The following is an 18,619-nucleotide window of genomic DNA, read 5'->3' on the forward strand; positions in this document are numbered from 1 at the left end:
ATCACGCCTCGACGCCCGGTCGGGATGGTCATGTCCGCGACCGTCCTCGCTGCTCAGGGCGGCTCGTTGACAATAGGCAGGTAAATGCCTGCGTAATCGGGTGGTGAGCCCCGACGAGACAGCGATGGGCGCGGTCTTCAAAGCACTGGCCGACCCCACCCGACGACTCCTCCTCGACCGCCTGCGCGAGCAGAACGGCCAGACGCTGCGCGAACTGTGCGAGCGGCTGGGCATGGCGCGCCAGTCGGCGACCCAGCACCTCGACGTCCTGGAGCGCGCCGGCCTGGTGGCCGTGGTGCGGCGCGGACGGGAACGGCTTCACTACCTGAACCCGGCGCCGATCCAGGAGATCGAGGAGCGCTGGATCTCCGGGTTCGACCGACCGCGTCTGCAAGCGATCGGTGCCATCAAGAGCCGGGCCGAGGAGCCAGCCGTGACCGTCGCATCGCAATCCGTACCGACCTACGTCTACGTGACCTACATCCGCGCGAGCGCGGCCCGGGTCTGGGAGGCCCTGACCGACGCCGACCTGACGGCGCGGTACTGGGCCCACGCCAACGTCTCGGACTGGAAGCCGGGCTCGACCTGGGAGCACCGCCGGGTCGACGGCTCGGGCGCCGTCGACGTCGTCGGGCGGGTGATCGAGGCCGAGCCGCCGACCCGCCTGGTGGTCACCTTCAACGACACCCCCGGCGCCGATCCCGCGGCGGAAGCCTCGGTGGTCACCTTCCTCGTCGAGCCGCACCAGGACATCGTCCGGCTCACCGTGACCCACGAGAACCTTCCCGACCCGGAGATGCGCGACGGCATCGCGCACGGGTGGCCGGCCGTGCTGGCGAACCTGAAGTCGCTGCTGGAGACGGGCGACGTGCTGCCGCAGGCGCCGTGGGAGATGTCCGGCCGACGCCGCACGCATGAGCCGCAGCACGCCGGGCCCGGTGGGGCCCGGCCCGGCGCCGTGGGGCCGCCGAGGGACCACCGTCGAACGAAGAGGAGGGGGCACACCTGATGGACCTGATGGACACCACCGCCCTGCGTGACGCGTACCGGGCGCTGCTGGACGCCGCCGCCGCGGTCACCGCGGCCGGCGACCGGGTCTCGGCTCCGCCCGAGGGGGAGTGGGACGCCGATCGGATCCTCGCGCACGTCGCGCTCGTCACGGCGGCGACCGTCGGAGCCGCCGCCTCGGTGGCCGCGGGCGCGAACACCACCTACGACAACCGCCTGGCGCAGGACACCTGGACGATCGACCGCGTCATCGAGCTCGCCGGCGACACGGCGGGACTCCGGGAGCGCATCCGGTGCCAGGCGGAATCGCTCTGCACCCTCGGTGGCGCGGAGGCGGCGGCGTGAAGCGGCCGCCGCTGCGCCCCGCGCCCGGGTGCGGGTACGCGGCGCAGGGGCGGCCGGGGAGGAGGGGGGACCCGGGCAGGTTCAGCCCGCCCAGCGGGTGACCTCGAACCCCGCGCCGTTGCGCCGCACTTCGGCCGCCCCGGTGCCGCCGAAGTGTGCGGGGACCACCAACTCGCGCTCGTCCGCAGCCCGCTGGAGGACGCGCAGGCGGCTGGCGGCGGCCCGCTCGGGGTCCTCGCAGAAGCAGCTGTTGGAGCCGGGGTGCAGGATCTGGACCGGACTGTGCATCATGTCACCGACGAAGACGGCCCGTTCGCCGTGCGAGGCGAGTCGCAGCACCGAGGAGCCGGGGGTGTGTCCGGGCGCCTCCTCCAGGGTGAGGGCGTCGTCGATCCGGTACTCGCCCTCCCACAGCACCGCCTTCCCGGCCTGCTGGATCGGCAGGATGCTGTCGGCGTACATCAGACCGCGGGCGCCCGTGCGGTCCCGCTCTGCCTCGGCGGTGAGCCAGACGTGGTCGGCGGCCGGCATCAGGTAGACGGCGTTCGGGAAGGTCGGTACCCAGGTCCCTTCCCGGTCCATGGTGTTCCAGCCGATGTGGTCGACGTGCAGGTGGGTGTTGACCACCACGTCGACTTCCTCCGGCTGCACGCCGGCCGCGGCGAGCCGGCTGAGCAGGTCGCTGGGCCTCCGGTGGAACAGTGCGTTCCCCGGGCGGTCCCGGTCCCGCCCCACTCCGGTGTCGACCAGGACGGTGCGCCCGCCGTGGCGCACCACCCACGTCTGCAGCGCCCCGACGTGGCTGTCGGTCGCCGGGTCCCAGTGGTCGGGCGCCAGCCACTCCTCGTTCTCCTTCCAGACCTCGGCCGCCAGGCCCGGCACGATCGCCTGCGCGGGGGCGAACGGCCCGTCCCACTCCCTGACCCTGGTGATCTCGGCGTCGCCGAGCACGATCCGCTCCACGGTGTTCCTCCCGATGAGGTCCTGCGGCGACCCCCTCGGCCCCGCTGCTGTCGAGCCTAGGAGCTACCTGATGAGCCGTTCAATGCGTGATCGGATCGTCTGGATACGACATCGGCTCAGATCGGATTCGCCCGCGGTATCCTGGCCCGCATGGACGTGGTGAGCGACGCGATCGCGGCGGTTCGGATCGGGCGGCCTTCCACCAATCGGCTGCGGGTCGCGGGCCGGTGGAGCGCCCGGATCCCCGGCTACGACGGGGCCGGCTTCCACGTCGTGCTGGAGGGCGGCTGCTGGCTTCTCCCGGACGGCGGGGCGCCGCTGAGCCTGGCCGCCGGCGATGCGGTCCTGCTCCCGCACGGCACCGGACACGTCCTCGCGGGTGTGCCGCTGGAACCGGCGGAGGCGGAGCGGGCGGTGCCGATCGACCGCCTGCTGGCCCCGGGCGGGTCGGTGCCGGGACCGCGACCGCCGCGGGTCACCGGTGAGGCGGACCCGCAGCGCCGGGCGGCCGACGGCCCGGTGACCGAGCTGCTGTGCGGGAAGTACCGGCTGGAGCACAGCCGTACCCATCCGCTGATGCGCGAGCTCCCGGACGTCCTGCACCTGCCGACCAGGGTCGGCAGCCACCCCGAACTGCGTTCCGCCGTCGATCTGTTGGGCGGTGAGCTGGCTGCGGACCGGGCCGGCGGTGCGCTCGCCGTGCCCAGCCTGGTCGACCTGCTGCTGGTGTACCTGGTCCGGGCCTGGCTGGAGCGCGGCCCGGATGCCGGGCCGGACGGCGACCCGCGCGGCGACGGGGCCGGCACGGGCACCGGGACCGCGCGTGGGCGGTGGCCGGCGGCGCTCAGCGACCCGGTGGTGTCCGAGGCGCTGCGCGCGGTGCACGAGGATCCGGCGCGTGACTGGAGCACGGACGGGCTGGCGGCGCGGGCGGGCGTCTCGCGGGCCACCCTGACCAGGCGCTTCACCGCGCTGGTCGGCCGCCCGCCGATGGCCTACCTCGCCTGGTGGCGGATGACCCGGGCCGCGACCCTGCTGCAGGAGACGGACGACCCGCTGGAGGCGATCGCGCGCCGCGTCGGCTACAGCACGCCGTACGCGCTGTCGCACGCGTTCAGCCGGCTCTTCGGCACCACTCCGGGCCGCTACCGCGCCGCCCGGTCCGCGGCTGCGACCGCCGTCGACCGACCGGCCCTCGCTTGATCCGGTCCTAGCCGGACCGCTGCCGTCCATGAGGTGGCCTTCGCTCCGCTACCGATCAAAGTCTTGAACACAAGAGTTGTTTTGCCCTGCCCCTGTCAAGGTAGTGTGCTTAGGAAGGGGTGGATCGGTGGTGGATCGCCACGATTCCATCACTGCTGGTCCGTACCAGGGGGAGGGGGGTAATCGTGGCTATTCGCCCGTTCTGTCCGTCCTTGCCGGATGGGTCTTCGGAGTTTCCTCCAAGTTTCAACCCCGGGTAGGCGTTCACAAAGATAACGAATAGCCGTCGACTCGCCCCGTCTTGAATTTACTTATTGACGTCATGCGAGACGGCCGGGTTAACTCCTCCCACTCCGCCGCAGCGCTGCGGCACCGTCAGGGAGGCACCCCCCACCATGAACGCAACGATGCGTCGCGTCGTCATCGGCACCGCCGCGGTCTCGATGGCCCTGTCCATGGCCGCCTGTGGCAAGGCCGGCGCAGACAAGAAGGACAGCGCGAGCTCCGGCGACAGCAAGTCCATCGGCCTGCTGCTCCCGGAGAACGCCTCCTCCACCCGTTACGAGTCCTTCGACCGGCCCTTCATCGAGGCCAAGGTCGCGGCGCTGTGCCCGGACTGCAAGGTCCAGTACAGCAACGCCGAAGGCAGCGCGTCGAAGCAGAAGCAGCAGTTCGACACCCTGATCGCCCAGGGCGTGAAGGTGATCATCCTGGACGCCTTCGACGCCAAGTCCACCCAGTCCTGGGTCAAGGAGGCGGCCGACAAGGGCGTCAAGGTCATCGCCTACGACCGCCTGGCGACCGGCCCGGTCTCGGCCTACGTCTCCTTCGACAACGAGAAGGTCGGCGAGCTCCAGGGCCAGGCGCTGGTCGAGGCGCTCGGCGCCAAGGCCGCGGACGCCAACATCGTCATGATCAACGGTGACGAGGCGGACCCGAACGCCGCCAAGTTCAAGTCCGGTGCCCACAAGGCGCTGGACGGCAAGGTGAAGAAGGTCGTCTACGAGCAGTCCGGCGAGTGGAAGCCCACCGTCGCCGGCCAGAAGATCGGTGCCGCGATCACCCAGCTCGGTAAGGACGGCTTCCAGGCCGTCTACTCGGCCAACGACGGCATGGCCGGCGCCATCATCACCCAGCTGAAGTCGGCCGGCATCGCCGTCCCGGTCGGCGGCCAGGACGCCGGTCTCGACGCCGTCCAGCGCATCGTCGCCGGCGACCAGGCCTACACCATCTACAAGGCCTACAAGCCGCTCGCCGACAGCGCCGCCGAACTGGCCGTCAACCTCCTGCAGGGCAAGGACCTCAAGTCCGTCGCGCCCTCCACCATCGACAGCGACACCGACAAGGGCATCCCGGCCAAGCTGCTGGAGCCCAAGATCGTCACCAAGGCGAACATCAACGACACCGTGATCGCGGACGGCCTCTACAAGGCCGCCGACATCTGCGCCGGCGACTACGCCGCCGCCTGCGCCGCAGCCGGCCTCAAGTAACGCGCCCGCCGGGCCCGGTGGCCACGGCGCTCCCCACCACACCCGGGGAGCGCCGGCCCCGGCGTCCGCGCACCCACCACACCCACCCCGCCCCGAGCACTACCCCGCAGGAGATGGTTCACGTGACAGGCGCACCCGTACTGGCGCTGCGCGAGGTCTCCAAGCGCTTCGGCGCCGTCCAGGCACTCACCGACGTCGACCTCGACGTCCACGCGGGCGAGGTCGTCGCCCTGGTCGGCGACAACGGCGCCGGCAAGTCCACTCTGGTCAAGACGATCGCCGGGGTCCACCCGATCGACGAGGGCGCCATCAGCTGGGAGGGGCGCGAGGTACGCATCGCCCGTCCCCAGGACGCCCAGGCGCTCGGCATCGCCACCGTGTACCAGGACCTCGCCCTCTGCGACAACCTCGACGTCGTCGCCAACCTCTTCCTCGGTCGTGAGCTGCGCCGCTTCGGCACGCTGGACGAGGTGGCCATGGAACGCCGCGCCAAGGAGCTCCTGGACACCCTCTCGATCCGGATCCCCAGTGTGCGGATCCCGATCGCGGCCCTCTCCGGCGGGCAGCGCCAGGTCGTGGCGATCGCCCGCGCCCTCGTCGGCGACCCGCGGATCGTCATCCTCGACGAGCCCACCGCCGCCCTCGGCGTCGAGCAGACCGCGCAGGTCCTCGACCTGGTCGAGCGCCTGCGCGAGCGCGGCCTCGGCGTGATCCTGATCAGCCACAACATGGCCGACGTCCGAGCGGTGGCCGACACCGTGGCCGTCCTGCGCCTCGGCCGCAACAACGGCACCTTCCCGGTCGCCGGCACCACGTCCGAGGAGATCATCTCCGCCATCACCGGCGCCACCGACAACGCCGTCACCCGGCGCCAGGCACGCATCGCGGAGGAAGCGAAGTGAGCACCAGCCAGACCACCCCCACCGCCGAGACCCCCGCCACCCCCGCCTCCCCGGCGGTGGACCCGCGCCTGCTGGTGCGCCAGGGCGGTGTCGCCGGCTACGTGGACGAGTTCCGTCGCAAGATCAAGAGCGGTGACCTCGGCTCGCTGCCGGTCGTCATCGGCCTGATCCTGATCGCCGTCATCTTCCAGAGCGTCACCGGCCACTTCCTGCAGGCCGACAACCTGACGAACATCACCAAGTGGATCGCCGGCCCCGGTCTGATCGCCGTCGGTGTGGTCTTCGTCCTGCTGCTCGGCGAGATCGACCTCTCGTTGGGCTCCATCGCCGGTGTCACCGCGGCGATCACCTCCGTGCTGGCCGTGCGCGAAGGCCTCAACGAAGGCCTCGCCATCCTGATCGCGATCGCCGCCGCGGTGGCCATCGGCGCCCTGCACGGCTTCTTCTTCGCCAAGATCGGCGTGCCCGCGTTCGTCGTCACCCTGGCCGGCATGCTCGCCTGGAGCGGTCTCCAGGACTACGTGCTCGGCAAGCTCGGCACCGTCAACAACATCAACGACGGTGTCGTCGCCAACCTGGACACGTACTTCCTCGGCGACGGCGACATAGCCTTCGCCTGGGTGCTCGCGCTCCTCGCGATCGGCGTCTTCCTGACCGGCCAGCTCATCGAGGCCCGTCGCCGCAGCGCCGCCGGCCTCCCGGGCCGCACCACCGGCGAGATCGCGCTGCGCACCGGCGCCCTCGCGGTTCTCGCCCTCGTCGGCGCGTACACCCTCAACCAGGACCGCGGCCTGCCGCTGCCCCTGGTGATCCTGCTCGGCGTGGTCGTGCTGACGGACTTCGTGCTGCGCCGCACCTCCTACGGCCGGAAGATCTTCGCGGTCGGCGGCGGCATCGAGGCCGCGCGCCGGGCGGGCATCAACGTCGCCCGGGTCCGCATCTCGGTCTTCATGATCTCGGCCGGCCTGGCCGGCCTCGGCGGCCTGTTCATCGCCTCGCAGCAGGGCTCCGCGGACAAGGCGCTGGGCAGCGGCAACGTCCTGATGAGTGCCATCGCGGCCGCGGTCATCGGTGGCACCAGCCTCTTCGGCGGGCGCGGCAAGACCTGGTCGGCGCTGCTCGGCATCCTGGTCATCCAGTCGATCACCACCGGCCTGGACATGGTCCACGCCGCGCAGGCCATCCAGTACATGATCACCGGCGCGGTGCTGCTCGCCGCCGTCGTGCTCGACTCGGTCTCGCGCCGTACCCAGAAGTCCTCGGGTCGCGGCTGACCCGCACCCCGAGTCCGGCCCGGTACCCACCCCCTGGGTGGGTACCGGGCCTTGGCGTGTTCCGGGGCGGTCCGGGGCGGGGCCGGGTCGTGCGAACGGGACGTTCGTCCCTGCCGGGCGGTGGGCGGCTCACCGCACCCTGGAAACCGTGCGCCCCGGCCCGGGGAGGTCGGCGGCGCGAACCGAGCGAACGAGGAAGTGTTCCCGCCATGCCCGCCGAGTCGATCGTGCACCGTCTGGTGAACGCGTTCTTCAGCCACTGCGACGAGTGCGACGAACCGGCCGACCCCCACTGTCACTCCCGGGCGCACTGGCGGCTCTACCTCGACATCGACCCGGAGACCCTCGTGCGGATCCGCCGGTGGGCGCTGGACCCGGCCAGCCACGCCGGCACCGAGGCGGAGCGGGCCGTCCTGCTGCACTGGCTGGACGCCCAGGAGGCCTGACCACGGCGGCCGGGCCGCCCGTACCTCGGCCGTTCCCGCCGTCGTCACCCGGAGCCGGGGAGCCGGGGAGCCGGGCCTCCAGGTGGCCGCCGAGCACCCGGGTCTCGAACACCGGCTGCCGGGCGGTGGCAGGCCCGCTCGCGGCCTCGCTCTCCCGCAGCCGGAACCGGCTGCCGTGCCAGGGGCAGCGCAGACACCCGTCGACCGCCGGGCCCTGGGAGAGCGGACCGGACAGGCGCGCGCAGCGCTCGGCGGGCACCGCGAAGGAGTCGCCGGTCCGGACCACCACGACGGCCGGCCCGTCGGCGGTCCGCAGGGCCGGAACGCCCTCGGTGAACCCGTCCACCGGCCCGAGCCCGAACCAGCCGGGGGGAGCCGGCCGGTGCACCGCGACCGTGCCTTGAAGGCGCTGTGCGGGGATCCGGCCGGTGCGTCCAGGAAGTCCCAGTCGGCCGGTGCGTCCAGGGCGTCGCGCAGCCGTCGGGAGCGAAGGGGGATGTGCACGATGGCGTCCGTGCCCGGCGGCTAGCCGCAGCCCGCACACTCGAACGTCGGTGCGCCGCCTCGCCGCCGGGCAGGGGGGTCGCGGTCACGGTGACTGTCGCGGGCAGGTCGGCCAGGTAGGTCCGGTCGGCTCGGGCCGCCGCGGGACGCAGCGGACACCAGGTCCGGCGACGGAGCCTACGCCGGGCCGTCGCCGTGGCCGAGCGGGTCCGGGACGGGGGCGAGCAGGTCGGCGCCGTTGTTGCGGACGCTGTTGACGGCGGTGGAGACCGGCCGCAGGAGCAGTTCGCCGCCGGCCGGCGCGTGGAGCAGCCCGCGCAGCCCCACCGGGTCGGTGTGCTCGGGGTCGAGCCAGGCGTCCAGGCCGTCCGGGGCGATGGTGAGCGGCATGCGGTCGTGGACGCGGCCGGCCGCGTCGGTGGCATCGGTGGTGATGATCGTGGCCGTGGTCAGCCAGGCCGCCGGGTCGTCCTCGGGCAGCGAACGGTCGCGCCAGAACTCGTAGAGCCCGGCCATCACCATCGGCCCGCCCTCGGCCGGGTGGAGGAAGTACGGCTGCTTGTACGCCTTGCGGCCGCCGTCGGCGGGCACCTGCACCCACTCGTAGTAGCCGTCGGCGGGCAGGACGCAGCGCCGCCTGGCGAACGCGGACCGGAAGGCGGGCTTCTCGTGCACCGTCTCGGACCGGGCGTTGATCATCCGGGCGCCGCCGTTCGCGTCCTTCGACCAGGACGGGACGAGGCCCCAGCGCACCGGGCGGAGCTGCCGGGCGAGTTCGCCGGTGTCGTGGTCGACCCGCTCCAGCACCGTCCAGACCGGGTCGGTGGGCGCCACGTTCCAGCTCGGCGCCAGGGTCTCGACCGGGGTCCACCTGGTCACCCCGAGCAGCTCGACCAGGTCCTGCGGGGTCGTGGTGGAGACGAAGCGTCCGCACATGCCCACCACTCTGCCACCCGCGGCGGGCCGATCGCCCGTGCAGCGCGTCGGTGGCTCCGGTCCGCGCGGTGCGGCCGGTTCGAACGGCGGCTGCGGGGACGGCTCCGGCGGGTTCAGCCGTTGTGCCCCGCCGCCGACAGGTGCCGCTCCGCGGGTCGGTGGTGCGAGCCTGCGGACAGCATCGGCGCCGTGTGCCGCTCCGGCCGGTGTGCGGCCGGCTCGGTGATGCGGCTGCGCGGCACGGTCTCCCCGTCGGGGATGACCGGCACCAGTCGGCGTGCGACCAGGTGTCCGACCCAGTGCCGGTGGCACTCGGGGCAGGCCTGCGCGCCGTCGGGGGAGTAGGGGGACGCGACGGGGATTCCGTTGAGGGAGAAGTACTCCCAGTCGGTACCGTCCTCGTCCCGGACGTGCTGGAGGTCGAAGTCCGCGCTCCACTGGTGCCAGCAGTGACCGCAGATGAACTCGACCCGTTCCACGGCCAGTTCGGTGATCATCTCCTGCTCCTCTCCGGTCTCGCGGTTCCGGGGCCTGCGGCAGGGCGCCGTGCGGGGCCGGCCGCAGCCGGATCCCATCCACTGCTTCGTATACCCCCACGTTCCTCCGATGGCAAGGGGGGCGGTGGCGGGCGGGCGCGGTGGCAGGCCCGAGACGGCCCGCTGAGGGCGGGGCCGTCCCGGCAGTGCGTCCGGCCGGGGCGTCAGTCCTTCGGCGGCGCGGATTCCAGCGCCTCGCGCAGCCGCCCGCCCGATCCGGCGAGGAGTGCGGCGGCCGCGGGTGCGTCCACCCCGGCGAGGACGACCAGGACGGCGTCCTTCACCCGGCCTCCGGTCGCCGCCAGCGCGGCGCGCACGGTGGTCGCGTCCGCGCCGGTCGCCTCGGCGACGATCCGCTGCGCCCGGTCGCGCAGCTTCGCGTTGACCGCTCGCAGGTCGACCATCAGATTGCCGTACGTCTTGCCCAGCCGGACCATGACGGCCGTCGAGAGCAGGTTCAGCACCAGCTTCTGCGCCGTGCCCGCCTTGAGCCGCGTCGAGCCGGCCACCACCTCGGGGCCGACCTCCACCTCGATCGCCAGCTCGGCCGCGGCCGCCAGCGCCGAACCGCGGGCGCAGGCCAGCCCCACGGTCAGCGCCCCGGCGGCGCGTGCCCGGCGGACGGCCGCCACCGTGTACGGCGTCCGGCCCGAGGCCGAGATGCCCACGAGCGTGTCGGCCGGCGTGAGGGCCAACGGCTCCAGGTCGGCGACGGCGAGGTCGGGACGGTCCTCGGCGCCCTCGACGGCGCCCGCCAGGGCCGCCTGCCCGCCCGCGACGACGCCCACCACCCGCTCGGGGCCGGTGCCGAAGGTCGGGGGGCACTCGCTCGCGTCCAGCACCCCGAGCCGCCCCGCCGTCCCCGCGCCCGCATAGACCAGCCGGCCGCCGGCGCCCATCCGGGCCGCGACGGCGTCGACCACGGCCGCGATCGGCTCCAGTTGGGTCGCGACCGCCTCGGCGACTGTGCGGTCCTCGGCGTTCATCAGCCGGAGGAGGTCGATCGTCGGCAGCCGGTCGATCCCGGACCACTCCGGCCGTACCGCCTCGGTCACCGCGGGCCCGGCCGCCGGGCCGGGCGGACCATGAGGCGCCGGGGACGCCGTGGGGGCCGGATCGGCCGGCTGCTCGCTCTTCACGAGGCCCTTCTCCCCAGAGTGGGGCGGAGTCAACCAGGTCGGCTCCGTCGGGGCGGGTTCTGCGGCGCCGCACGCATGGGCGGACCGGATCTGGGCAGGTGCCCGGGAGAGGGAGGCCTGCCATGAACGCGGACCGGACGGTCGCCGCCCTGATGGAGCAGTACGGGCGGACCTACGCCGACGAGGCGGGGATCACGCTGCGCGACACGCCCGCGCCGCTCTACCAACTGCTCGTCCTGACGGTGCTCTGCTCGATCCGGATCAGCGCCGCCACGGCCGTCGCCGCCGCGCGGGAGCTCTTCGCGGCCGGGTTGCGGACGCCGCGCGCCATGGCCGGATCGACCTGGCGGGCACGCGTGGACGCGCTCGGGCGCGCCCACTACGTGCGGTACGACGAGAGCACCGCGACCGCACTCGGCCGCGGCGCCGGCCTGCTGCTCGACCGCTGGCACGGCGACCTCCGGCGGCTGCGCGACGAAGCCGGCGGATCACCCGAACGGGTGCAGGGCCTGCTCCAGGAGTTTCCCCGGATCGGGCCGGTCGGGGCGGGGATCTTCTGCCGCGAGGCCCAGGAGGTCTGGCCGGAGCTCCGGCCGTTCTTCGACGACCGGGTGCGCCGCGTCGCCGCGGACCTCGGCCTGCCGTACTCGGCGGAGGGCCTGGCGCGCCTGGTCGGCGCCGATGAGTCGGCCCGGCTGGCCGCAGCGCTGACCCGGGTCGGCCTGGCGCGCGGGGAGCCGGGCGAGCTGCTGGGCACGACGGCGGCGGCGCATCGCTGACCGGGTCGATCCGGGGCCGGCGCCACCGCCCGCCGGCTCGGGCCGTCCGGCCGGCTCAGGCCATCCAGAAGAAGACCGCCGTCATCCGCCGCTCCTCCAGCGTGATGCCCGTGTACGCGGTGGCGCTGTGGATCAGGTTGGCGTGGTACAGCAGGAGCCGGTTGTAGCGGTTGGGGACGCGGACGTCCTCGGTGAACGCGTCCCCGGGGACGTGCCGGGTGCCCAGGGCCTCGACCAGGTTGTTGTGGGGCGCGTTGACCAGGTTGCCGCCGAGCCGGCCGCCCGGGAACTGCTGGCGGTAGAAGCTGGTGCCGGCGTCCTTGGGAGCGTCGGGGGAGAGGTAGAGCACTGCGGCGTAGCGGCAGAGCGCCCGCGAGTCGGTGTGCGGGCGCGACTCCGACTCGCCGGCGCCGACGAGCTGGACGCAGTTGTGGTTGAGCGTGCCGCCGCCGGGCGTGCTCTGCACCCAGAGCCGGGAGGCGCCGGTCGACTTGCGGACCAGCGCCTCCACCCGGGCGAGCTCGTCCGGTTCCAGGCCGGGCATGGTGCGCAGGCCGGGCCAGGCCTCGGGCCGGTAGGGGCGCCCCTGGGTCCAGTCGCCGCGGGCCAGGACCCGCTCGCGGACGGCGTCGGGGTCCGGCAGGACGTCGTCCAGGACCCAGTAGTCCCGGCCGGGAGTGGGCTTGCGGTAGGGCAGGACGGGCAGCGCCGTCCGCCTGGGGGGCTGTGGGGGCATGCGCCGACCATAGGGGCGGAGATCGCCAACGTTCTGCCGTGGGCAGGTCAACCTTTCGCCAACTGTCCGGAGCCTGCGCTCCGCGGCGGACAAGGCCGCGCCCGGATCCGTCGGCATGCGGCTCCGGGAACCTTTCCGAGGGCGGAATCGTCCCGTCCGGATGCATGTGTGTTTCCTGAGCACAAGGGGTGGGACATGCCCGTCACGCTGGGCGAAGAGATCATGCTGCTGTCGTTGGACGACGAGAGCGGCCAGGCGAAGGACCGGTGGGCGGCCGGTTGGACCGTCACCAGCGGTCTGCTGCTGGAGCTCGCACTCGCCGAGCGCGTCCGGGTCGACGGCGGAGCCGTGGAGGTGGTCGATTCCTCGCCGACCGGCAGTGCGCTGCTCGACGGCGTTCTGGAGCGGATCGACGCCTGGGCCCGGAGCAGCAGGTCGCCCACCGTGGCGGGCTGGCTGAGGAAGGACCGGGGCAAGAGCGCCGAGGCGAGCCTCGCGAGCCTGTGCGCACAGGGCATCGTCACCGAGGAGAGCCACCGGGTGCTCGGGCTCTTCCCGGTCCGCCGCTACCCGGAGGCGGACGGCGCCGCCGAGCGGGAGCTGCGCGGCCGGCTCGCCGCGGTGGTGCTGGAGGGCGCAGAGCCGGACGACCGTACGAGCGGACTCATCGCGCTGCTCCACGGTGCGGGCCTGCACCGGCTGGCCTTCCCGGACGTGCCGCGGGGCGAGGTCGAGCCGAGGATGGCCGAGATCGCCGACGGCCAGTGGGCGGGGGATGCCGTCCGGGACGGGATCCGTGCCACCCAGGCCGCGCTGGGTGTCCTCGCAGCCTCAGCAGCGGTCGCGGCGGTCTCCTGACGCCGGCCCGGCCCGGCCCGCCACGGCGCACCGCCGCCGGCCCGCCGCCCGGCAGCCCACTGGGGGAAGGACCCTCCCGACCTCGTTCAGCACCGGCCGTCGGCGAGGACGAAGTAACCGGGGGCGGTCTGCCGCAGGGTGTGGGTGGTGAAGGTGTTCCACAGGCCCATGGACTGGCCGGAGCCGAGTGCGTGGGTGAGGCCGCCGCTCCGGGTGGCGCGGCCCGCGCTCACCTGGTTGTAGTTGTTGTCCGTGAAGCAGGGCTGTGCACTCCCGGCGGTGGTCGCCGTCGCCACGGCCGAGCGCGCGCCCTCGGCGCCGGTCGCGTCCACGGCGGCGACCTGGTAGCCGTACGACGTGCCCGCGCTCAGGCCGGTGTCCGTGTACGAGGTGGCCGCCGGGCCGGCCACCTCGGCGCCGTCCCGGTACACCGCGTACGAGGCCGCGCCGGTGACGGCCTGCCAGGTGAGCGCGACCGCGTCGGCCCCCGCGGCGGTCGCGCTCAGGGTGGCGGGCGCGGGCAGTGAGGGGGTGGCGCCGCCGCCGTCCAGGCCCCAGAACCGCGCGGTGTAGTAGCTGGAGCAGATCGTGTCGAGGAAGTAGCCGCGGGACGCCCCGCACTGGTCGGTGCCGGTGCCCGGGTCGACCGCGAGGCCGTGCCCCATCCCCGCGATCGAGTAGAGCGCCACGGCGGGCCGGCCGCCCGGGTCGTGGTAGACCGACTCGGTGGTGCCGCCGGGCAGGCTCCGGGTGGCGGACGCGACCTGACCGATGCCCCACACGTCCGTCCACTGGTCGCGCAGTTCGGTGGCGTTCACCGGCTTCACGGTGGTGTCGGCGCTGCCCTGCCAGATCGCGACGCGCGGCCACGGTCCGCCGTACCCCGGGTACGCCCGTCGGGCCTTGTCCCCCCACTGGGCGGGGGTGAGTCGCTGGTCGGAGTTCTGGCAGCCGGACGCGGCGCTCTGGGCTGTTGCACAGTGGGCGGGCAGCCCCGAGTCGACGGCCCCGCCGGCGAAGACGTCCGGATAGTCGGCCAGCAGGTCCGCCGCCATGCCGCCGCCCGCCGAGAGGCCCGTGACGAACACCCGGTGGCCGTCCGAGCCGTACAGCGACTCGGCCTTGGCGACCATCTCGACCACCGACTTCGCCTCACCCGTGCCCCGGCTGTCCTCGGCGGCGTCGAACCAGCGGAAGCAGGAGAGGCTGTTGTTGGTGGGGCCGGTCTGCGGGAAGACCACCGCGAAGCCGTAGAGGTCGGCGAACTTGGTCCAGCCGGAATCGCGGTGGTAGTCGTCGGCGGTCTGGACGCAGCCGTGCATCGCGACCACCAGCGGGGCACCGGCCGGCAGGCCTGCCGGAACGTAGCTGAACATGGCCAGGTTGCCGGGGTTGGTGCCGAAGCCGGTGATCTGCCGGAACGTCCCGCTGACCGCGGCACCTGCGGCGTTCGCGGCGGAGCCGTCGGTCGCCGCGGTGGCGGGGCCGGAGCCGGCGGCGAGCGCACCCGCCGCCAGCACGGCGGCGGCCGCACAGCGGGCGAGCCGGCCGCCCCGCCTGCCCGGTACGGCGGATGAGCGGGGGGTGGACGAGCGGACGGCAGGGCGGCGGGCGGGCGGGGGAGCGGGTAGCTCGGCCATGCGGTGACTCCTGGGTGGAGGAGGAGCACGGGTGGAATGCCCTGCATCGTCGTGCGTCGGACCGCCGGGAGGTATGGGACGGTCAGACGGCCTGTCGCCGCCCTTCATGGCGGGTGGTGCCATGGCGGCGCAGCCACCCGCAGCCACCCGCAGCCACCCGCAGCCACCCGCAGCCACCCGCGGCCACCCGCAGCCACCCGCGGCCACGCGGTTCCGGCCCCTGACCCGGCCGCCGCGACACGGCCGGGGCCCGCGGCGGCGCAGGGGAAGGGCGGTGGATCAGAGCGCGGCGAGCAGCCCGCAGAGGGCGAGGAAGCCGCAGATCCCGAAGTTGATCAGCTTGTGGGAGAGGAAGACCGCCGCGAACTCGCGGATCGTCGCACTCGGCCAGTAGTACGCCGCGGTCGGTGAGCCGAACACCTGCCCGTTGACACCGGTCTTCCGGGCCGTCAGCGCGGCCCGGAAGGCGTGGAAGTTGTTGGTGACGACGACGCAGCGGTAGCCGGGGTCGGCCTGCTCCATGATCACCTTGCTGAACCGCAGGTTCTCCTCGGTGGTGCGGGAGCGGTCCTCGCGGGTTATCCGTTCCTCCGGGAACCCCTGCGCCACCAGGTAGTCGGCCATCGCGTGGGACTCCGGCAGCTTCTCGTCCGGTCCCTGGCCGCCCGAGGTGATCAGAACCGGCGGATTGCCGCGCGCGGCCTGCCTCTCGTAGACCTCGCGGCCGCGGTTCAGCCGGCTGGCCAGCAGCGGCGGCACCCGCTCGCCGCCGATCAGGCCGGAGCCGAGCACCACGACGAAGTCCACGTCCCCGCGCGGCCGGTGGCGGCCGTACAGGAAGGCGTAGCCGACGAAGCAGACGAACAGGAAGGAGACGTAGCCGACCACCAGGGCGGCACTGCCCGCGATGATGCCCAGCCGGACCGAGTGGGTCGCCGCGGCGGCGCCGAGCAGGGCGATCACCCCCAGGATGCCGAGGCCGGCGAGCAGCGAGAGCAGGTTGGCGGGCCGGAGACCCTCCTTCCGGATCATGGTCAGGCCGTTGGAGATCAGGAAGCCGATCAGGGCCAGCGTGCCGATCGCGGGCAGCAGGACGATCGCGGCGGCCGCCAGCTCGACCACCAGGGTCGGCGCCTTGCGCAGCTCGGCGAGCAGGGCCACGGCGAGCAGGGAGACGGCGATGCCGAGCAGCACGGCGTTGCTGAACCGGCGGCGGTCGCGCAGGACCCCGATCCCGCACAGGACGAAGAACAGGGCTGCTGGGGCATAGGCGATCATGCCCGTATCGTAGGTTCTTCAGATGTACGGCCTGCCGTGGCCCGGGAATGCCTGACGGTCGGCCACTCGACCTCCGTGCCCTGCCAGTAGCTCCGCCACCCGCCGCCCCGTCCGTTGCCCGGCCCGTTGCCGGACGAGCCCCTCCTTGGCCGCGGCCCGCAGGTGTACGAACGTGCTGCCGGGCTCGGGCTCGGGCTCGCCCACCGCGGTGAGGCGGACCGTCACCAGGACCGGGTTCAACCCCCACACCCCTCCACCGGCCATCACCCGGAACGTCCGCGTGCCCCGAGACACCGGCGGGACCCGCCGGCCGAGGCCGCGCAGCACCGCCTTCACCCGGGCCGCGGCCAGCGCGTACGGCAGCGGCAGCTCCAGCTCCTCCTCGTGGACGTCCTTCGGCAGCCGGCGCGCCACCCACTCCACGCCGCGCCGGCCGCTCGGAGCCCAGGCGCCGATCGCCTGGGCGAGCAGTGCGTCCTCGTCGTCCCCGTCCATGCGCCCGGGCCTCCCTTCCCGCGCCGACCATGCCACCCGCCTACGACAACGCGCCCGGCCGGACGAGGAGGTGACGCGCGGCAGGGTGCGCGCCGTCGGCGGGTGGCCGACGCGCTAGGAGTCGCCTGCAGCGGCCCGCGCGGCCGGGGCCGCGACGGTCGTGCCCGCCTCGTCCGCGTCGGCCGCCGCCACCGCCGCGCGTCCGATCCGGCGCACGCCGGGTACCAGCGCCGTGCCGGCGCAGCTCACCCCGACCAAGGCGGCGGTGACCAGCAGGGGAGCGCGGGCGCCCCACGTGTCGGCCGCCGCCGGGGCGAGCGCGTAGCCGAGCGGTGCGGCGGCCAGGGAGAACAGCCAGTCGTAGGAGGTGACGCGGGCCAGGACGTGGGCGGGGAACTCCTGCTGGACGACGGTCTGCCAGACCGGGCTGAGGTAGCCGACCCCGGCCATGGCCAGCCCGTACACGGGGACGGTGACCGGCGCCGGGAGTGGACCGGCGAGGGCGAGCAGGGGTAGCGCGAGGAGTGCGAGGCCGAGGTTGGCGGCGAGCACCGGTCGGCGCGGACGGAGGCGCCCGGCGAGCAGCGAGCCGGCGAGGACCCCGACGGCGCCGGCCTGGGTCATGGCGACCCAGGCGCCTTCCCCGCCCAGGTCGCGGGCGGCGATCAACGGGCCGAGGGTGAGCAGCACCGCGCTGGCGCCGTTCCACATGCCGTGTGCGATCAGGCTGGTCCAGTACCAGTCGCGCGAGCGCACCTCGGTCCAGCCCTTGGCCAGGTCGGCGAGGAGGGCGCGGCGCGGCGCGGGGGCGGGCCGGACGGTGAGGCTGGCGAGCAGGGCGGCGGAGGCGAGGAAGGTGACGCCGTCCAGGACGAAGGCCGAGCCGGCGCCCGTGGTGTACACCAGCAGGCCGGCCAGCGCGGGGCCGCCGAGCCGGGCCGCGTTGGTGGTGGAGGCCAGCAGCGCGTTGGCCCGCATGCGCTGCGGGCCGTCGACGGTCGCCGCGACGAGGGGCGTGGCGGTGGGCATGGCGAAGGCGGAGGCGGTGCCGCCGATCGCCTCGGCCACCGCGATGGCGGTCAGGCGCGGCTCTCCGCCGAGCAGTTCGACGCCGACGGCCAGTTGCGCGGCGGCCCGGACGAGGTCGGTCACCAGGGCCACGGTCCGCGGGTTGAAGCGGTCCCCGACGACGCCGCCGAGGGGGAGGAACAGCAGCCGGGGCACCATCGCGCAGCCGAGGACGAGGGCGAGGGCGCCGGAGGAGCCGGTCGCCTGGGTGATGGCGATGGCCAGCGCCGTGGGGACGACGGCGTCGCCGAGGGTGGAGACGGTCCGCCCGATGTAGAGCAGGCGGAAGCCGGGAAGTCTCAGTGGATGCGTCACGGCGGGGACTATATTTCGGCACCAAAATTTCGGCAACGAAATATTCGGTGAGCTGATCGACTCCACCTACACTCGTCCCATGGACCACGCCGCGCGACGACCCGACCCGCCGGGCGACTGGACGGACGGGCACGTCGAGCGCTGGCGGCCGGTCCTGCCGGAGCTCGACCCGGACGTCGAGGGCGCCGTCACGCGGATGAACAAGCTCACCAAACACCTGGGCCGGGTGCGTGAGCAGGGTGTCGCCGACTACGGACTCCAGAAGCACGAGTTCGACACCCTGCACGAGCTCGCCGGCCGCGGCGGCCGGGCCACCCCCTCCGAGCTGCGCGCCGACCTCGACCTCGCCCCGGCCTCGGTGACCGGCCGCCTGGAGGCGCTGGAACGCCGGGGCTTCGTCGTCCGCACCCCCTCCAGCGAGGACCGTCGCCGGGTCGACGTCGAGCTGACCGGCGCCGGCCGGGAGGCCTGGCACGAGGCGCTGGACGTGGTCGGCCGGGAGGAGCGTCGCGTGCTCGGCGTCCTGGCGCCGGACGAGCGGCGTCTGCTCTCCGACCTGCTGCGCCGCGTCCTCCTGGCCGTCGAGACCCCCGCCGCCCCGCCGGGCCGGCCGTCCGAGCCGAGCTGAGCGCGGCCGGCGGGCCGGCGCCGAGCAGCGGCCGGGGCCGACCCCTTGTCGCCTCCGTCCCGGGCCGCTCGGGCGG

The 18,619-nt window shown here is 73.8% G+C and carries 19 protein-coding genes and 1 pseudogene; 10 read left to right on the forward strand and 10 right to left on the reverse strand.

Annotated elements, in window-relative coordinates; translation table 11 throughout:
* Positions 1 to 124: 124 nt before the first annotated feature.
* Complete coding sequence (locus ACF9IK_RS33820; protein ID WP_395298759.1) at positions 125 to 1,009, forward strand: ArsR/SmtB family transcription factor; 885 nt, start codon at positions 125 to 127, stop codon at positions 1,007 to 1,009.
* Positions 1,009 to 1,353: a hypothetical protein gene (locus ACF9IK_RS33825; protein WP_395297880.1), complete on the forward strand. Its 345-nt coding sequence runs from the start codon at positions 1,009 to 1,011 to the stop codon at positions 1,351 to 1,353. Before ACF9IK_RS33820 ends, ACF9IK_RS33825 begins: the two co-directional genes overlap by 1 nt.
* Before the next feature lie 81 nt (positions 1,354 to 1,434).
* On the opposite strand, the gene ACF9IK_RS33830 is transcribed toward ACF9IK_RS33825, so the two are convergent.
* On the reverse strand, positions 1,435 to 2,316 hold the full coding sequence (locus ACF9IK_RS33830) for an MBL fold metallo-hydrolase (RefSeq protein WP_395297881.1): 882 nt from the start codon (positions 2,314 to 2,316) through the stop codon (positions 1,435 to 1,437).
* Between the two features lie 150 nt (positions 2,317 to 2,466).
* Here ACF9IK_RS33830 and ACF9IK_RS33835 point away from each other — a divergent pair, with 150 nt between their 5' ends.
* The 5 genes from ACF9IK_RS33835 (at position 2,467) to ACF9IK_RS33855 (ending at position 7,631) form a co-directional block, all read left to right on the forward strand.
* Positions 2,467 to 3,519 carry an AraC family transcriptional regulator gene (locus ACF9IK_RS33835; protein ID WP_395297882.1) on the forward strand — a complete coding sequence of 351 codons (1,053 nt, stop codon included), beginning with the start codon at positions 2,467 to 2,469 and terminating at the stop codon, positions 3,517 to 3,519.
* 395 nt (positions 3,520 to 3,914) lie between these two features.
* Positions 3,915 to 5,009, forward strand: a complete 1,095-nt coding sequence (locus ACF9IK_RS33840) for a sugar ABC transporter substrate-binding protein (RefSeq protein ID WP_238859207.1) — start codon at positions 3,915 to 3,917, stop codon at positions 5,007 to 5,009.
* 113 nt (positions 5,010 to 5,122) lie between these two features.
* Entirely contained in the window at positions 5,123 to 5,911 is a 789-nt protein-coding gene (locus ACF9IK_RS33845) for an ATP-binding cassette domain-containing protein (protein WP_395297883.1), read from the forward strand.
* Positions 5,908 to 7,185, forward strand: coding sequence for a sugar ABC transporter permease (locus ACF9IK_RS33850; RefSeq protein WP_395297884.1), 1,278 nt, complete (start codon positions 5,908 to 5,910; stop codon positions 7,183 to 7,185). Before ACF9IK_RS33845 ends, ACF9IK_RS33850 begins: the two co-directional genes overlap by 4 nt.
* A 209-nt stretch (positions 7,186 to 7,394) precedes the next feature.
* On the forward strand, positions 7,395 to 7,631 hold the full coding sequence (locus ACF9IK_RS33855; protein WP_395298802.1) for a hypothetical protein: 237 nt from the start codon (positions 7,395 to 7,397) through the stop codon (positions 7,629 to 7,631).
* Positions 7,632 to 7,749: 118 nt separating this feature from the next.
* Here the strand turns inward: ACF9IK_RS33855 and ACF9IK_RS33860 are convergent.
* From ACF9IK_RS33860 to murQ, 4 genes and pseudogenes are all read right to left on the reverse strand, one after another.
* Positions 7,750 to 8,175 (reverse strand): annotated as a pseudogene (locus ACF9IK_RS33860) (Rieske (2Fe-2S) protein); the annotation flags it as partial.
* Between the two features lie 137 nt (positions 8,176 to 8,312).
* Positions 8,313 to 9,071 carry an SOS response-associated peptidase gene (locus ACF9IK_RS33865; protein ID WP_395297885.1) on the reverse strand — a complete coding sequence of 253 codons (759 nt, stop codon included), beginning with the start codon at positions 9,069 to 9,071 and terminating at the stop codon, positions 8,313 to 8,315.
* Between the two features lie 113 nt (positions 9,072 to 9,184).
* Positions 9,185 to 9,568: a hypothetical protein gene (locus ACF9IK_RS33870; protein WP_395297886.1), complete on the reverse strand. Its 384-nt coding sequence runs from the start codon at positions 9,566 to 9,568 to the stop codon at positions 9,185 to 9,187.
* A 203-nt stretch (positions 9,569 to 9,771) separates the two neighbouring features.
* Positions 9,772 to 10,746, reverse strand: a complete 975-nt coding sequence (gene murQ, locus ACF9IK_RS33875) for an N-acetylmuramic acid 6-phosphate etherase (RefSeq protein WP_395297887.1) — start codon at positions 10,744 to 10,746, stop codon at positions 9,772 to 9,774.
* A gap of 122 nt (positions 10,747 to 10,868) precedes the next feature.
* Between murQ and ACF9IK_RS33880 the strand changes: the two genes are divergently transcribed.
* The gene (locus ACF9IK_RS33880; protein ID WP_395297888.1) at positions 10,869 to 11,525 is read left to right on the forward strand and encodes an endonuclease; all 657 of its coding nucleotides are present in this window, start codon (positions 10,869 to 10,871) and stop codon (positions 11,523 to 11,525) included.
* A 55-nt stretch (positions 11,526 to 11,580) separates the two neighbouring features.
* Here ACF9IK_RS33880 and ACF9IK_RS33885 read toward each other — a convergent pair whose 3' ends face one another.
* Complete coding sequence (locus ACF9IK_RS33885) at positions 11,581 to 12,261, reverse strand: DUF6445 family protein (protein ID WP_395297889.1); 681 nt, start codon at positions 12,259 to 12,261, stop codon at positions 11,581 to 11,583.
* A gap of 195 nt (positions 12,262 to 12,456) precedes the next feature.
* Here ACF9IK_RS33885 and ACF9IK_RS33890 point away from each other — a divergent pair, with 195 nt between their 5' ends.
* A complete protein-coding gene (locus ACF9IK_RS33890) occupies positions 12,457 to 13,119 on the forward strand; it encodes a GOLPH3/VPS74 family protein (RefSeq protein WP_395297890.1) in 663 nt (220 codons plus the stop codon).
* Between the two features lie 86 nt (positions 13,120 to 13,205).
* On the opposite strand, the gene ACF9IK_RS33895 is transcribed toward ACF9IK_RS33890, so the two are convergent.
* From ACF9IK_RS33895 to ACF9IK_RS33910, 4 genes are all read right to left on the reverse strand, one after another.
* Entirely contained in the window at positions 13,206 to 14,759 is a 1,554-nt protein-coding gene (locus ACF9IK_RS33895) for an extracellular catalytic domain type 1 short-chain-length polyhydroxyalkanoate depolymerase (protein WP_395297891.1), read from the reverse strand.
* Positions 14,760 to 15,038: 279 nt separating this feature from the next.
* Entirely contained in the window at positions 15,039 to 16,037 is a 999-nt protein-coding gene (locus ACF9IK_RS33900) for a YdcF family protein (protein WP_395297892.1), read from the reverse strand.
* 18 nt (positions 16,038 to 16,055) lie between these two features.
* Complete coding sequence (locus ACF9IK_RS33905) at positions 16,056 to 16,532, reverse strand: hypothetical protein (protein ID WP_395297893.1); 477 nt, start codon at positions 16,530 to 16,532, stop codon at positions 16,056 to 16,058.
* Positions 16,533 to 16,646: 114 nt separating this feature from the next.
* Positions 16,647 to 17,915, reverse strand: a complete 1,269-nt coding sequence (locus ACF9IK_RS33910; RefSeq protein ID WP_395297894.1) for an MFS transporter — start codon at positions 17,913 to 17,915, stop codon at positions 16,647 to 16,649.
* 79 nt (positions 17,916 to 17,994) lie between these two features.
* Between ACF9IK_RS33910 and ACF9IK_RS33915 the strand changes: the two genes are divergently transcribed.
* Positions 17,995 to 18,543, forward strand: a complete 549-nt coding sequence (locus ACF9IK_RS33915) for a MarR family winged helix-turn-helix transcriptional regulator (protein ID WP_395297895.1) — start codon at positions 17,995 to 17,997, stop codon at positions 18,541 to 18,543.
* Positions 18,544 to 18,619: the final 76 nt, after the last annotated feature.

This window comes from Kitasatospora hibisci (assembly GCF_043950205.1).
GTDB lineage: Bacteria > Actinomycetota > Actinomycetes > Streptomycetales > Streptomycetaceae > Kitasatospora > Kitasatospora hibisci.